The organism is Allobosea sp. FG18, from assembly GCF_057809495.1.
The window spans coordinates 80,826-94,482 of record NZ_JBMDKB010000021.1 but is presented as its reverse complement, the minus strand read 5'-3'; the positions used below and the strand labels follow the sequence as shown (position 1 = coordinate 94,482).

13 protein-coding genes are annotated in these 13,657 nt (G+C 66.5%); 7 read left to right on the top strand and 6 right to left on the bottom strand.

All coding sequences use genetic code 11. From position 1 onward, the window contains the following. Nucleotides 1-32: 32 nt before the first annotated feature. Both ACODTJ_RS22095 and ACODTJ_RS22090 read right to left on the bottom strand, forming a co-directional pair. A complete protein-coding gene (locus ACODTJ_RS22095; RefSeq protein ID WP_454656402.1) occupies nucleotides 33-716 on the bottom strand; it encodes a glutathione S-transferase family protein in 684 nt (227 codons plus the stop codon). A 43-nt stretch (nucleotides 717-759) separates the two neighbouring features. Next, nucleotides 760-1,731, bottom strand: a complete 972-nt coding sequence (locus ACODTJ_RS22090) for a hypothetical protein (protein ID WP_454656401.1) — start codon at nucleotides 1,729-1,731, stop codon at nucleotides 760-762. A 263-nt stretch (nucleotides 1,732-1,994) separates the two neighbouring features. Between ACODTJ_RS22090 and ACODTJ_RS22085 the strand changes: the two genes are divergently transcribed. Both ACODTJ_RS22085 and ACODTJ_RS22080 read left to right on the top strand, forming a co-directional pair. Next, a complete protein-coding gene (locus ACODTJ_RS22085; protein ID WP_454656400.1) occupies nucleotides 1,995-3,245 on the top strand; it encodes an NAD(P)/FAD-dependent oxidoreductase in 1,251 nt (416 codons plus the stop codon). A 277-nt stretch (nucleotides 3,246-3,522) separates the two neighbouring features. Continuing rightward, nucleotides 3,523-4,662, top strand: a complete 1,140-nt coding sequence (locus ACODTJ_RS22080) for a dipeptidase (RefSeq protein WP_454656399.1) — start codon at nucleotides 3,523-3,525, stop codon at nucleotides 4,660-4,662. Between the two features lie 146 nt (nucleotides 4,663-4,808). Here the strand turns inward: ACODTJ_RS22080 and ACODTJ_RS22075 are convergent, their stop codons facing one another. Further along, on the bottom strand, nucleotides 4,809-5,309 hold the full coding sequence (locus ACODTJ_RS22075; RefSeq protein ID WP_454656398.1) for a Clp protease N-terminal domain-containing protein: 501 nt from the start codon (nucleotides 5,307-5,309) through the stop codon (nucleotides 4,809-4,811). A gap of 10 nt (nucleotides 5,310-5,319) precedes the next feature. Continuing rightward, complete coding sequence (locus tag ACODTJ_RS22070; RefSeq protein WP_454656397.1) at nucleotides 5,320-5,541, bottom strand: hypothetical protein; 222 nt, start codon at nucleotides 5,539-5,541, stop codon at nucleotides 5,320-5,322. 188 nt (nucleotides 5,542-5,729) lie between these two features. Between ACODTJ_RS22070 and ACODTJ_RS22065 the strand changes: the two genes are divergently transcribed. Then, nucleotides 5,730-6,557 carry an RNA methyltransferase gene (locus ACODTJ_RS22065; RefSeq protein ID WP_454656396.1) on the top strand — a complete coding sequence of 276 codons (828 nt, stop codon included), beginning with the start codon at nucleotides 5,730-5,732 and terminating at the stop codon, nucleotides 6,555-6,557. A gap of 56 nt (nucleotides 6,558-6,613) precedes the next feature. On the opposite strand, the gene ACODTJ_RS22060 is transcribed toward ACODTJ_RS22065, so the two are convergent. Further along, nucleotides 6,614-8,884 carry a TonB-dependent hemoglobin/transferrin/lactoferrin family receptor gene (locus ACODTJ_RS22060; RefSeq protein WP_454656395.1) on the bottom strand — a complete coding sequence of 757 codons (2,271 nt, stop codon included), beginning with the start codon at nucleotides 8,882-8,884 and terminating at the stop codon, nucleotides 6,614-6,616. Nucleotides 8,885-9,273: 389 nt separating this feature from the next. On the opposite strand from ACODTJ_RS22060, the gene ACODTJ_RS22055 reads away from it, so the two are divergent. Next, nucleotides 9,274-10,551: a flavin monoamine oxidase family protein gene (locus ACODTJ_RS22055; protein ID WP_454656394.1), complete on the top strand. Its 1,278-nt coding sequence runs from the start codon at nucleotides 9,274-9,276 to the stop codon at nucleotides 10,549-10,551. A 4-nt stretch (nucleotides 10,552-10,555) separates the two neighbouring features. On the opposite strand, the gene ACODTJ_RS22050 is transcribed toward ACODTJ_RS22055, so the two are convergent. Next, the gene (locus tag ACODTJ_RS22050; RefSeq protein WP_454656393.1) at nucleotides 10,556-11,494 is read right to left on the bottom strand and encodes a bifunctional helix-turn-helix transcriptional regulator/GNAT family N-acetyltransferase; all 939 of its coding nucleotides are present in this window, start codon (nucleotides 11,492-11,494) and stop codon (nucleotides 10,556-10,558) included. A 135-nt stretch (nucleotides 11,495-11,629) separates the two neighbouring features. Here ACODTJ_RS22050 and murI point away from each other — a divergent pair, with 135 nt between their 5' ends. The 3 genes from murI to rpsD all read left to right on the top strand — a co-directional run bounded on the left by murI (nucleotide 11,630) and on the right by rpsD (nucleotide 13,620). Then, nucleotides 11,630-12,496, top strand: coding sequence for a glutamate racemase (gene murI, locus ACODTJ_RS22045; RefSeq protein ID WP_454656392.1), 867 nt, complete (start codon nucleotides 11,630-11,632; stop codon nucleotides 12,494-12,496). Between the two features lie 64 nt (nucleotides 12,497-12,560). Beyond that, nucleotides 12,561-12,797, top strand: coding sequence for a hypothetical protein (locus ACODTJ_RS22040; protein ID WP_454656391.1), 237 nt, complete (start codon nucleotides 12,561-12,563; stop codon nucleotides 12,795-12,797). Nucleotides 12,798-13,002: 205 nt separating this feature from the next. Then, entirely contained in the window at nucleotides 13,003-13,620 is a 618-nt protein-coding gene (gene rpsD / locus ACODTJ_RS22035; protein ID WP_454656390.1) for a 30S ribosomal protein S4, read from the top strand. Nucleotides 13,621-13,657 lie beyond the last annotated feature (37 nt).

Below are 13,657 nucleotides of genomic sequence, written 5' to 3'. Positions count from 1 at the left end.
GGGGGTTTAGCCCCGGCAGCCGTTTATCGCAATCAGGCCGAGCGCAGTTTCACCGGAAAGGACAGCCTGCGGTCCGCTTCCGCCGTCTCCGCCACCACCTGCGCGAAGGCCGGGCGCAGCTTCAGGCGCGCATACCACTCCGCCAGCCCCGGATAGCCGTCGAGCGACGGCCCGCCAAGGCGGCGGATGAAGAACATGCTCATGAAGAGCGCGATATCGGCCACCGAAAGCCGGCCGCCGAAGAACGGCCGCTCCGCCAGCTTCTGCTCCAGCACGTCGTAATGGCGCAGCAATCCCTCCTCGGCGATCAGCGCATCCGCCGCCTGCGCGATGCGGCGGTCGCGGTCCGGCGACGGCGGCTCCGTGCGATGCATCAACGGCTTCAGGGCCTGAAACAGGATCTCGTCGCCGTAGAGCTCGTCGAGCCGGCAGCGCGCCCGCTCGACAGGCGTGTCCGGCATCAGCTTCGGCTCGGGATAGGCTTCGTCGAGATATTCGTTGATCACGGTGGAATCGTAGAGGACGAGCCCGCAATCGGTCAGCACCGGCACCTGCCGCTTGGGATTGAGCGCCAGCACCTCCGGGTGCCGCGGATCGTAGCCGGTCGTCTGGTTGAACGGCACCACGACACGCTGGAAGGCGAGCCCCTTCTCGTTGAGCGCGATCTCGACCTTGCGTGAAAACAGGCTCAACGGCCCGGAATAGAGGGTGATCATGGCGCGGCTCTCCTGCGACGGGGAAGCCTCGCAAGCCCCTGCGTCAGCACCCGTCAGCAGCCTCCCGGCGCCGAATCCGGGCCGCGATGCCGCCAAGCAGCCAGGGCAGCAGGTAGATCGGGAACTGCGCCAGCGCGAAATAGAGGAAGGTGGTCGGCGAGACGCCCGCCCCCAGCGCCGCGACCAGCAGGCCCATGTTCCGCTGCCCGGTGCCGTAGCCGATCATGAAACGCTCGGAGGCCGGCAGCAGCCGCAACACCAGCCAGCTCGACACCAGCCCCGCCGCCGAAACGGCGAAGACGCAACCGAGCACGAACAGCACGAGCCTGGGATTGTCGAGCGCGGCTTTGGTCACTCCATCCATCGCCGCGATCGCGAAGATGAAATACATCAGCACGCCGAAGCCATCGAGATTGGCCTTCATGGCCTTGATCCGGGCAAGCCCAAGCCAGAACCGGATCGCGGTGGCGACCGCCATGCCGCCGCCGATGAAGATCAGAAGGCGCAGTGTCAGCGCCCAGCGGTCGAGCGGCACCGCCGCTCCCGCCAGTAATTCAACGAGGATCGGCGCGACGATCGGGCTCACGATCGTGGTCAGGATGACGCTGGCGATGATCAGCGACGGCTCGAAGCCGTAAAGGATCGCCACCGCCGGCGATGACATGATCGGCGGTGCCGCGCCCATGATGGCGAGCCCGAGCACGATGCCGGGATCGAGGTTTTCGCGGCCGACCAGCAGCAGCGCCCCCCCGATCAGCAGCACCGGCCCGGCGATGAGCCAGGCGCAGCTCGCAGCAAGCTTGGCCGGGCGCCGGAGCAGCCCGAGCGTCACGCCCATGTCGAGCCGCATGAACACGACCGTGGTGAAGCAGAAGATCGTGATCGGCAGCGCCGGACGCGCCATCGCCGAGAACTGCGGCAGCGCCAGGCCGAGGAAGATCGAGAGCGCGAAGCCTTGCGTGCCATGGCGGCCGAGCCACGCGAGCGCGGCAGCGAGAAAGGCGGCAGGATTCATCGGCTTGGGCTCTGGAATCGCTCTCGAAACGGACGCAGACTGGCCCAAGGCGCGCGCAGCGTCACCTGCCAGCGGAGCAAGCCGGTCCTGCGCCGGCATAAAATTGCGCACTCACTGCCAATCATAGCGTCTGATAGACCACTTCGGCAGGTTGGCGCAGAAATTGCGAAAGATTACCCCGTTCCACGCAAAATCCGGTCGCGCCGCTGACAAGCCCGCGCAAACCGGTATCCTTGCGGGAAAAGGGTTGGCAGGAGCAGGTCATGAAGGTGGATACGATCGTTCTCGGCGCCGGTGTCGTCGGCATTTCGGTCGCGCTTCATCTCCAGAAGGCCGGGCGCGCCACCTTGCTGGTCGACCGTCGCGCTCCGGGCGAGGAAACCAGCTACGGCAATGCCGGCCTGATCCAGCGCGAGGGTGTCTACCCCTACGGCTTCCCGCATGATTTCGGCGCGCTCTTCCGTTATGCGATGAACAACACGATCGACGCATCCTACCATTGGAGCGCGATCCCGAAGCTGGCGCCTTTCCTGTTCTCGTACTGGATGCATTCGCGCGCCTCCCAGCACGAGGCGATCGCGCATAAATACGCCAAACTGATCGAGCACTGCGTCACCGAGCATGATGCGCTCGCGCAGGAGGCCGGCGCCACCAACCTGCTGCGCCGCGACGGCTGGATGAAGGTGTTCCGCACCGAGAAGGAGCGCGATACCCGCCTCGCCGAGGCCGCCCGCTGGAACCGCGAATTCGGCCTGAACTACCGCGCGCTCGACATGGCCACCCTCAAGGCCGAGGAGCCGCATCTCGACCATGGCAGCCTGATCGGCGGCCTGCACTGGACCGATCCGACGACGGTCGTCGACCCGCTCGGCCTGTCCAAGGCCTATGTCGCGCTGTTCGAGAAGCTCGGCGGCAAGCTCGCCATCGGCGATGCCGGCACGCTCCAGCAGAACGGCGCCGGCTGGACCGTCACCCTCGCCGACGGCACCACGGCCGAGGCCAAGGATGTCATCGTCGCGCTCGGCCCCTGGGCGGACGTGCTCAGCAACAAGCTCGGCTATCGCCTGCCGCTGGCGGTCAAGCGCGGCTATCACATGCATTACAAGCCGCAGGGCAACGCCGTGCTCAACCACCCGGTACTCGACACCGAGCGCGGCTATTTCCTCGCGCCGATGCTGCAGGGCATCCGCCTGACCACCGGCGCCGAGTTCGCCGACCGTGATGCTCCGAAGACCCCGGTCCAGTTGGCCCGCGCCGAGCCGATCGCCAAGCAGCTCTTCCCGCTCGGCGAGCGCGTCGACGCCGAGCCCTGGCTCGGCCGCCGGCCCTGCACGCCGGACATGATGCCGATCATCGGCCCGGCGCCAAAGCACAAGGGCCTCTGGTTCTCCTTCGGCCACGCCCATCACGGCCTGACGCTCGCCGCCGTCACCGGCCGCATGATCGCGGAGATGGTGACGGGCCAGAAGGTCTTCGTCGATCCGGCGCCGTTCGCGCCGGCGCGTTTCACCTGAGACGCCGCCTGCTGAAAGGCGCTGTCATCCCGTGCGCGCAGCGGCATTGCATGCCGCTGCGCAGACACGGGACCGCCACCCGGAAAAGGCGCCTTCTCGTCGGCGATCCCGCATCTGCGCAGCAGCACTATCGTGCCGCATCGCGTGCGGGATGACACCTTTGCGCGCGGGATGACACGGTAGCGCCTGCGGGATGACCGACCTGCGTCCTGCCCCCTCGCCTCATGGCCCGCACCCTGCCACGATCCGCCTCCCGATTCCCGACCGAGACCTCGCCATGGCCCTCGCCAAACCGCCCGTCCAGGATAATGCCTACGCCGCCGCGCTCGCCCTGCTCGACCGGGTACCGCTGATCGACGGCCACAACGACCTGCCCTATGTCATGCGCAAGGACGCCAAGGCGAAGGGCGACGTCGCCGCTTATGGCCTCGACAAGGTCCATGCCGAGGGTGACACCGACATCCCGCGCATGCAGGCCGGCAAGATGGCGGCGCAGTTCTTCGCGGCCTATGTCCCGCCGAAGCAGCCCAATCCCGCCGGCTTCGCGCTCGCCCAGATCGCGCTGATGCGCGGCATCCTCAAGCGTCATGCCGACGCGTTCCGTCCGGGTCTTTCCGCGGCGGATGTCGAGGCCGCCAAGGCCGAGGGGCGCATCGCCCTGTTCATGACCATCGAAAACGGCTCTGCCGTTGACGGCGAACTCGACTCGCTGGACGCCTATTACGATCTCGGCGTGCGCCTGATGACGCTCTGCCACAACGACACCACCGACTGGTGCGATTCCGCCACCGACGCCCCGCGCCATAATGGCCTCACCGGCTTCGGCAAGGACGTGCTGCGCCGGATGAACAAGCTCGGCATGGTGATCGACCTCGCCCATGTCTCGCCCAAGGTGATGCATGACGCGCTCGACGTCTCCAGCGCCCCGCTGGTCTGGTCGCATTCGAACGCCTTCACGCTCTGCGACCACCCGCGCAACGTCCCCGACGACGTGCTCGACCGCGTCGCCGGCAATGGCGGCGTCGTGATGGCGACCTTTGTGCCGGACTTCATCAGCCAGGCCTCGCGCGACTGGCACCGTCCGGCCAAGGACCAGTACGGCAAGACGCCTGAAGGCATGGATTACGCGAAGGTCGAGGCCGAGATCGAGCGCAAGTCCGGCCCGCGCCCGAAGGCGACGCTGCCCGAGTACTGCGACCATGTCGAATACCTCGCCAAACGCATCGGCCACGACCATGTCGGCATCGGCTCGGACTTCTTCGGCTGGGTCAATCCGGACGGGCTCGAGGACACCACGACCTTCCCGTCGGTGATCGCGGAGTTGATCCGCCGCGGCTGGTCCGAGGAGAACCTCACCAAGCTCGCCGGCGGCAACACGCTGCGCGTACTCCGCGCCGTCGAGCAGGCAGCGGGGTAGTTCGAGCGGGATTCTCCGCCGGCACATCCGGCCGGCCTGGCTGCTGCCCGCGCGGGAACGCACGGGCAGCCGCAAATTTCCTTTTTCCGGGGCGCAGATGAGTCTTGCCCCGGCCCTGATGCGCTACGGCCCGAAAGCGCTGGCGGTCAGCGAACGCTTGTCCCGACGATCGCGTCGGCGCTTGACTTCAGGATGGCGGGATCGACACCGAGCGCACGCAGCGCCCGAGGCGCCACGCCCTGCGGCAGGCCAGCCACGATGCTGACAACATGAGCGCCGAGCAAGGGCGCATGATCTCTCCGGGTTTGCGCCAGTTCCTGCATGATGGCCTGGCCGGACGGTGCGGCCTGGTAGGCGCCGGGATTTGCTGACAGGGGCGTGTCATCTGGCGCATTCGCCATCAGGCCGATCGACTGAAGCGCATCGCCATATTGTCGTTCGATCGCGCCCTTCAGCGCGTCGGGTTCCGCCCCTGCCCGCTCGAAGGCAAGACGGGCCGTGCCGTCCGGCAGATCGAGCGCGGCCAGCAGAAAATGCTCAGCCCCTGGCTCTCGCTGCTGATCGTGCAAGGCATGGGCTTCCGCCCGCTCGCAGAGGCGCTTGATCGTGCTCATGTCGTCGAGCTTCGCTCTGATGCGTTTGAACATCGCATTCTCCCTAGGCGGAGCCGTCATCCGCGGCCACATCCGAAAGCCGTTTATGGGCGGCCTGCTTGGTGACCCCGAGGGCCAGGGCAATCCGCGACCACGACCAGCCTTGCCGCAGGGCCGAGCGCACCGCCGCGCGCTCGATCCTGTCCGCCAGGCGGCGCAAGGCCACAACGGCCGCCAGGGCTTCCTCGGGATCGGTCGGGATGGCGATGTTGCGCAGGTCATCCATCCGTCAACCTTAGTTGACATATGCCTGATCGTCAACAAAAGCTGACGGCGAGGCTCTCGCCCGCCCTGACAGAGCGCAGCGCCCGAGCCTCTCGTCACCCGCGGGCTCGCCATGAGAACCGACTTGCCGTATGGCGTCCCCGGCGGCCCGTTCGGAGGCTGCACCAAGATCATACGAAGCGAATTTCCATGACCGGTTCCGGCACTGACCGCACCCGCCCGGCCGTCCAGGCCCCCGCCCCGATCGTCATCCTGGTCGAGCCTCAGCTCGCCGAGAATATCGGCATGTGCGCCCGCGCCATGGCGAATTTCGGCCTCTCCGAGATGCGCCTTGTCGCCCCGCGCGACGGCTGGCCGAGCGGCGGCGGCCTCAAGAAGGGCGCGACCGCGGCAGCCTCCGGCGCGACGCATATCCTCGAGAACGCGCGGCTCTTCGACAGCGCGGCGGAGGCCATCGCCGATCTCAACCATGTCCTGGCGACCACGGCCCGCGAACGTGGCCAGATGAAGCGCGTGCTCACCCCGGCCGAGGCCATGCCCGAGGTCGCCGGCCGGATCGGTTCCGGCGAGCGCGTCGGCATCCTGTTCGGGCGCGAACGTATCGGCCTGACCAACGAGGAGATCAGCCTCGCCGACGCGATCCTGACCTTCCCGGTCAATCCCGCCTTCGCCTCGCTGAACCTCGCCCAGGCCGTGCTGCTCAACGGCTACGAATGGTTCAAGACGACGGGTGGCGAGCCGCCCTTCCGAGAGAACAACCCCTCGCCGCCGGCCAAGCGCGAGATGATCCTGTCGATGTTCGACTATCTCGAGGCCGAACTCGACACCTGCGGCTTCTTCCCGGCCGGCAAGAAGCCGGTGATGACCGCGAACCTGCGCGACATCCTGCACCGGCTCGACATGACCGAGCAGGAAGCCCGGACGCTGCGTGGCGTCTTCAAGTCGCTGGTCGAGGGGCCGAAGAAGGCGCGGTTGCTTGCGCGGCAAGCGAATGAGGCGGACGGCGCCGAAGGATAAAAAAAGCCGGCCCCGAAGGGCCGGCTCGTCTGGTCGGGGGGTCTCGAAACGCCCGGTCAGAACTGGTATTTCAGGGTCGCCTTCACGGTGCGGCCCGGCTCGCTGTAATAGTCGCGGGCCTGGGCCAGAACGCCCGTCGGCACCGTCACGGCATCCCAGTATTTCCGATCGAAGATATTGTAGACGCCGACCTGCAATTCAAGGTCCGCGATCTGCGGCATCGGCCGCCACCAGGCCATGGCGTTGAAGATCGCGTAGCCCGGCGCCTGGAAGCCCTGTGTCGTGCCGGTCGTGGCGACGCTCTTGCGGGCACCGGCCAGCTTCGTCGACAGCTCGCCGCCCCAGTTCTCGTTGCCATAGGCAATGGCGAGGATGCCCTGCACCGGCGGGATCGAGTTGAGACCGATGCCGGTGACCTTGTTCTTGCCGTCCGTATAGGCGAAGGAGCCGCGCACCAGCCAGTTCGGCGCGAACGCGTACTGCATGTTGGCCTCGACGCCGGAAATCTCGACGCGCGCCACGTTCTGATAGCTGGTGATACCACCCTGCGGATAGAGAACGCTGTCTCTGGCAGCGACGACCTGCACCGTCTCGATGAAGTTGCGGTAGTTCGTGTGGAAGACGGTCACCGAGCCGCCGAACGCCTTGTCGCCGAAGCGGAAGCCGACATCGATGCCATTGCTGGTTTCCGGTCGCAGTTCGGGATTGCCGCTACGCAGATAGGTGCCGACAGCGCCGAAATTCGCATAGAGTTCGCTGGCGGTCGGTGCCCGGAAGCCCTTCGACCATTGCGCGAACAGCGTCACGTCCTTGATGTAAGGCGCGTTCTTGACGATGTCGTATTCCAGCCGGACGCGCGGCGACCAGGCGTCGTCGCTGGACGCGGCAGGCGTCCCCGCGAAGGATGAGCTCGCGACATAGGCCGCCGTCGCCTTCGGCTTTTCCTCATACCGGTCGAAGCGGACACCCGGCGTCAGGCGCAGCGTATCGTTGAGGAAGCCGAGCTGATGATGGGCGTAGAACCCCATCATGTTGCCCTCGACGCGCGGCGTGTCGGACTGGTTCGTGTGCAGGTTGTTGCAGGCGGTGAACGCGCCCGTATAGGGGCGGCGGCAGCTGTCCAGTCCCGCCGAATACTGGTCGAGCGTCGATGCACGCAGCTCCGTGCCGAGCGTCAGCCTGTGCGAGACGGGGCCGGTGATGAAGCTCTTGATCAGGTGGCCGTTGAAGCCGAAGGACTTCTCCTCGACCTCGTTGTTGCGGGCATAGGGACCAACCACGCTCGTATGGCGGTAGGCGTTGAGGATCGAGTTCCGCGTGACGCCCTGCCAGTAGAGATTGGCATGGGCCTCGTCGATGAACCCGCCCGGCTGCTTGTAGTCATAGGTCAGCGAAACGCGCTTGCGCTCCACATCCTCCTGGGTCTGGTGCGCGCCGGGGCGGTAGTTTCCGGTGAGCGAGACCGCGCTCGTCCGCGTTTGGATCTTCTCGTCACGCTTGAAGATCTCGCCGGTCAGCCCGAAGCGATGCGCCTCGTTCACGTATTGATGGACCTTGGCGAGGAAGCTGTACTGATTGAAATCGGCCGGGTTCGGCTCGGTACGGGTCGCGCCGATCGTCGGATTCGAGCCGCGGTTATCGGTCTCGTGCCCCTTCCGGAAGCCACCCTGCAACAGCACCCAGGTATTGTGGAACCGACCGGCGACCGCGCCGCTGCCGAAGACGGCCTTGTCGGTCGTGTCGAACCCGGTCTTTGCGAGACCGCCGATCGTCTTGCCGGGACGGATCAGGTCTTCCGGATCGAGGGTGCGCACGGCCAGCGCGCCGCCGAGCGAGCCTGAACCCAGCGTGCTGCTGCCGCTGCCGCCGCGCAGGAGGTCAAGTGTCGACAGCGCGTCGAAATCGAAGGCCGTGCCGATGCTGCGGTCGATCCGGTTATCCTGGATGAAGGGCTGGCGGATGCCGTCGACAGTGGTCAGCACGCGCGCACCGTCCAGGCCACGGATGTTCACCGAGCCGTTCACCCGATTAAAGCTGATGCCGGCCTCGAGTCGCTGCGACAGCTCCGAAATGCTCTGGATCTGCTGACGGTCGAGCTGCTCGCGCGTCGTGCGCGTCGTCGTCGGTCCGCCGAGCAGCGCGCCGCCAGGCTGCCCCTCGCCCTGAACATTGATCTGGTCGAGAACGACCGGAGCCTCCGCAGCCTGCACCACTGGCGCGGTGCGCGTGCGGCCTTGCTGCTGCGCGATGGCGGGCGAAGCCAGCAGAACCACGATCAAAGCGCCGAGCGCGACACCTTCGCGCAATGTGCCGGAATACGTCCCCATGGCCCTGGCCCGTCCTTCTGAGCGCCGCGATCCGAAGCAGCGCGCCTCAACAGTTTTAAATTAGTACAAACAAGTTCTTATCTAACTTGATAAGATAATACTCGGATATTGACCGACTCAACAACTGTCAATTGCCTGTGCATCGAAGGAAATATTTCGGTGCAGGAAGATCACAATGGTAGAATTCATCTAAACAACAATAATTGATCGCTTCATTCCAAATTGGATCTCTGCGACCTATGGCCCGCCGGCTCCCGATCTCGTGATCGCCTCCTGCCTCTCGCCCGCCAGCTTCCGGTTGCAATGCAACTGCAGGGCTCCAACATGCGGGGCATCAAGGGACTTCAGAGATGCTCGACCGCCGGACGATCTTGACGGGAACAGGCTCCATGGCCGCGAGCTTTGCTGTCGCCGGCCATGCGCGTGCCGCCACGGATACCGACGTCGTCGTGATCGGCGCCGGTGCCGCCGGCATCGCCGCCGCGCAGGCCCTGCGTGCTGCCGGACGGCAGGCCGTCGTGCTCGAAGCGCGTCGCCGCATCGGCGGGCGCGCCTTCACCGACGCCTCGCTTGGCCCCGCCTATGATGCGGGCGCCATGTTCATCCATTGGGCCGAGCGCAATCCCTGGGTCCAGATCGCTCGCGACCTCGACATCGCCACGCCCGCCGAATCCTGGGGAACCGGCTTCAAGGTCTTCGCCGATGGCCGGCCGATGGCCGAGCCGGAACGCAACCGCCGCCGGAGCGCCTTCCGCCAGATCGACCGCCGGCTGGAAACGGTCGATCTTAGCCAACGAGACATGTCGATCGCCGAATTGCTGGGGGATCTCGGCCCGGAGCTGGCGCCCGTCGCGGCTTCCGGCCTGCTGCTCTCGATCGGCGAGGAATCAAGCCGCATTTCCGCCCGCGATTACCAGCGCCTGTGGTCGGGGGATGATCTCATCGTTCCCTCCGGCTACGGCAAGCTCGTCGAGCGCTCGGCCGCGGGGCTCGATATCCGCCTTGGCGAGCCGGTCGAGACGGTCCGCTGGGATGGGCCGGGCGTCACCGTCACCACCCGCTCCGGAACATTACGCGCCAATGCCTGCATCGTCACGGTGCCGGTCGGCGTACTGAAGGCCGGCACGATCCGCTTCATCCCGGAGCTGCCGGCAGCGACGCGCGACGCCCTCGGCGGCCTGCATATGGGCGCGCTCACCAAGATCGCGCTCAAGGTCGAGGGCGATCGCTTCGGCATCGCGCCGGGCACGAGCTTCTTCGAAGCGGCAGCGCCGGAACGCCTGATGAATCTCGACATGTTCCCGGGCGGCCAGGACATCGTCATCGGCTATTGCGGCGGCGACTATGCCCGCAAGCTCTCCGAGGCCGGCACCGACGAGGCCCGCGCCCATCTCGTCGACCTGCTGGTGAAGATGGTCGGCGCCGATTTCCGCAAGACGGTGAAGGACATCTCCTTCCCGGCCTGGTGGACCGACCCTTACGCCCGCGGCTCCTACTCGATCTGCGACCCCGGCCACGAGGCGGCGCGCGAGGCCCTTGCCCGGCCGATCGGCAACCGCCTCTTCATCGCCGGCGAGGCGACGGCGGGGGGCGGCGCCATGACGGTCGGCGGCGCGACGCTTGCCGGCCGCGCTGCGGCAGCGGCGATTACTCGCCTGAAGGCCTGACGCGTCAGCCGGCGCTCGGCCGGAGCATCAGCTCCCAGTTCTGGCCGACAAGGTCCTGGCCGAAGGAATGGTGCTTTTCCTCCGCCACCAGCTTGAACCCCTCACCGACATAGATGCCGCGCGCCGCATGCAGGATGTCGTTGGTCCAGAGCACCATGCGCTGATAGCCGGTGTCGCGTGCGAAGCCGACCGCCTCGCGGACAAGGCGCTTGCCGAGCCCCAGCCCATGCGCCCGCTTCTCGACCAGTACGAGCCTGAGCTTCGCGGTCGCCTCGTCCTCCTGCACGACGAAGGCCGAGCCCGCGGGCAGGCCATCCAGCTCGGCGATGAAGCAGCGCTCGCGGCCCGGCTTGAACTCGCGCAGGAACTTTGCGGCGATCTCCGCGACGAGCGCCTCGAAGGAGATGTCCCAACCGTAATCCTCGGCATAGAGCCGGCCATGGGCGCCGATGACCCAGCCCATGTCGCCGGCGCGATGCTCGCGAATGACGGGGGCCGGACGCTCGCGCGCATCTCCGGCGAGAAGGCGCTCCGTATCGGCGAGCGCCTCGACGAGGCGAACCTGTTCGAACGGCGCCAGGCGCTGCAGAATCGCCCCGGCCTGCGCGCTGGAAGCCCGATCCAAAGGTTGGAAAGCTGCCCTGCCCTTTTCCGTCAAACGCAGGCGCAAGGCACGCCCATCGGCTGCCGAACGAGTCCGTTCGAGCCAGCCCTGCCCGGTAAAGCGCTTGAGGATGCGCGAAAGATAAGCCGGATCGAGATCGAGCACCCTGGCCATCTCGCCCGCCTGCCAGTCGTCGCGCTGCGCCAGTTCGTAGAGCACGCGCGCCTCGGCGAGCGCGAGGCCCGAGCCGTGCAGGCTGCCGCCAAGCGCTCCCACCCAGCGGGTATGGAAGCGGTTGAAGCGACGGATCGCGGCGACGGCGGTCTCATTGGTTTCCATGGCGCACCTCCACCTGGAAGCCAAACGATTTAGTGGACGGAGTCAACTAAATTCGAGACAAGCGTTGAACGGGCCGTTGACCCTCCCTTAACCGGTCTCTGGCGGAGTCGCGCTTTGACGTCCTGCGGCACTCTCATGCAAGTCGACCTCCTCGCCGGCACGGGCCACCGTCCCTTCGCGATCCCCCGGCCCCGGCCCACCATCCTCGTCTTCGATTCCGGCCTCGGCGGCCTCACGGTGCTCGGGCGCACGACGCAGGCCTGCCCCGGCTCCCATATTGTCTATGCCGCCGACGATGCCGGCTTTCCCTATGGCCGGCTGAGCGAGGACGAGCTCGTCATCCGAGTCCTCGTCGTGATGGAACGCCTCATTGCGCGCTTCCATCCCGATCTCGTCGTCATCGCCTGCAATACCGCCTCGACGCTCGTTCTGCCGGCCCTGCGAGCGCGTTTCGCCATCCCCTTCGTCGGCACGGTGCCCGCGATCAAGCCGGCCGCGGCAGCGACCCGCAGCGGCATGATCTCGGTTCTCGCCACGCCCGGCACCGTGGCGCGCGACTACACCCGCGAACTGATCGAGACCTACGCGGCCAGCCACCGCGTCACACTGGTCGGCGCGACGCGTCTTGCCGGCCTCGCCGAGCAGGCGTTGAAAGGCGAAGCTGTCGACGACGCGGTCCTCGCCGCCGAGATCGCGCCCTGCTTCGTCGAGGCGGATGGCCGCCGCACCGATGTCGTCACCCTCTCCTGCACGCATTATCCCTTGCTGCTGGAGCGGATGAAGCGAATCGCGCCCTGGCCGGTCGAATGGATCGATCCGGCCCCCGCGATCGCCCGCCGCGTCGCCGATCTGTTGTCCGGCGCCCGCGAACCTGATCTTGCCTGCCCGGAGGCCACGGCCGTCTTCACCAACGGCTCCGGCCTCACCGGCCCCTTGCGGATCGCGCTCGCCGGCTACGGCCTGGCGCAGATCGTCGTCGAGCCGATGCCGTTGGCGAACTGAGGGAACCGGGCTCCGCTCCGAGACGTTCCACATGGCGGCGACCACCGCAGAAGGAGCCAGGTCCATGAGAAAGCTGCTGTTGCTGCTGGCGCTTGCCGTCGGATTCGCCTTCGCCGGCACCGGTACGAGTACGGAAGCGCAGGCCAAGCCCCATGGCTGGCACAAGGGCCATGGACATCACGGCGCCTATCGCCATGGTCCGCGCCGGCATTACGGCTGGAATCGCGGCCATCATTACGGGTGGTACAAGCATCACCCGCGCCGCTACTATGATTATCGGCCCTATGGCTATTGGCGCTGAATTCCGCTTTTCGTCGTCCCGGAATTGACTCGAAGCCGGCTTTCCGTCATACGCCCTCTCGTCACGCGGCTCCTCACGGGGCCGCGTGACTTTTTCCGCACCCGTGATCCGCTCTTCTTCGGAAGCTGGATCTGTCGCCCCGGCCAATATGCAGGGGAGCAGGAGGGCGCGGTCCTCAACTCGCGAACCTGAGAGGACACGCGATATGTCGAAGCGCCATGAGGCGAAGTACAAGATTGACCGCCGCCTCGGTCAGAACATCTGGGGCCGCCCGAAGTCCCCGGTCAACCGCCGTGAGTACGGCCCCGGCCAGCACGGCCAGCGCCGCAAGGGCAAGCCGTCCGACTTCGGCACGCAGCTCCGCGCCAAGCAGAAGCTGAAGGGCTATTACGGCTCGATCTCCGAGAAGCAGTTCCGCCGCTATTACGCCGAGGCGATCCGCCTGAAGGGCGACTCGGGCGAGAACCTGATCGGCCTGCTCGAGCGTCGTCTCGACGCGGTGATCTACCGCGCCAAGTTCGTGCCGACCGTGTTCGCCGCCCGCCAGTTCGTCAACCACGGTCACATCACCGTGAACGGCAAGCGCGTCAACATCGCTTCCTATCAGGTGAAGCCGGGCGACGTGATCGCGGTCAAGGACTCGTCGAAGCAGCTCGCCATCGTCATCGAGTCGGCCGCCCTGGCCGAGCGTGACGTGCCCGACTACATCGACGCCGACCACACCAAGTTCTCGGCCACCTACACCCGCACCCCGACCCTCTCGGACGTGCCCTACGCGGTGCAGATGGAACCGAACCTGGTCATCGAGTTCTACTCGCGCTAAGCCTTTCGGCACGGGTAGCAATACCCATTGCTTTCGA

What these genes read in the sequence shown, in the direction of transcription:
- murI (WP_454656392.1), top strand. Translation starts at nt 11,630, where the DNA reads ATGCAAGTCGACCTCCTCGCCGGCACGGGCCACCGTCCCTTCGCGATC.
- ACODTJ_RS22065 (WP_454656396.1), top strand. Translation starts at nt 5,730, where the DNA reads ATGACCGGTTCCGGCACTGACCGCACCCGCCCGGCCGTCCAGGCCCCC.
- ACODTJ_RS22085 (WP_454656400.1), top strand. Translation starts at nt 1,995, where the DNA reads ATGAAGGTGGATACGATCGTTCTCGGCGCCGGTGTCGTCGGCATTTCG.
- ACODTJ_RS22060 (WP_454656395.1), bottom strand. Translation starts at nt 8,884, where the DNA reads ATGGGGACGTATTCCGGCACATTGCGCGAAGGTGTCGCGCTCGGCGCT.
- ACODTJ_RS22095 (WP_454656402.1), bottom strand. Translation starts at nt 716, where the DNA reads ATGATCACCCTCTATTCCGGGCCGTTGAGCCTGTTTTCACGCAAGGTC.
- ACODTJ_RS22055 (WP_454656394.1), top strand. Translation starts at nt 9,274, where the DNA reads ATGGCCGCGAGCTTTGCTGTCGCCGGCCATGCGCGTGCCGCCACGGAT.
- ACODTJ_RS22080 (WP_454656399.1), top strand. Translation starts at nt 3,523, where the DNA reads ATGGCCCTCGCCAAACCGCCCGTCCAGGATAATGCCTACGCCGCCGCG.
- ACODTJ_RS22075 (WP_454656398.1), bottom strand. Translation starts at nt 5,309, where the DNA reads ATGTTCAAACGCATCAGAGCGAAGCTCGACGACATGAGCACGATCAAG.
- ACODTJ_RS22040 (WP_454656391.1), top strand. Translation starts at nt 12,561, where the DNA reads ATGAGAAAGCTGCTGTTGCTGCTGGCGCTTGCCGTCGGATTCGCCTTC.
- ACODTJ_RS22090 (WP_454656401.1), bottom strand. Translation starts at nt 1,731, where the DNA reads ATGAATCCTGCCGCCTTTCTCGCTGCCGCGCTCGCGTGGCTCGGCCGC.
- ACODTJ_RS22050 (WP_454656393.1), bottom strand. Translation starts at nt 11,494, where the DNA reads ATGGAAACCAATGAGACCGCCGTCGCCGCGATCCGTCGCTTCAACCGC.
- ACODTJ_RS22070 (WP_454656397.1), bottom strand. Translation starts at nt 5,541, where the DNA reads ATGGATGACCTGCGCAACATCGCCATCCCGACCGATCCCGAGGAAGCC.
- rpsD (WP_454656390.1), top strand. Translation starts at nt 13,003, where the DNA reads ATGTCGAAGCGCCATGAGGCGAAGTACAAGATTGACCGCCGCCTCGGT.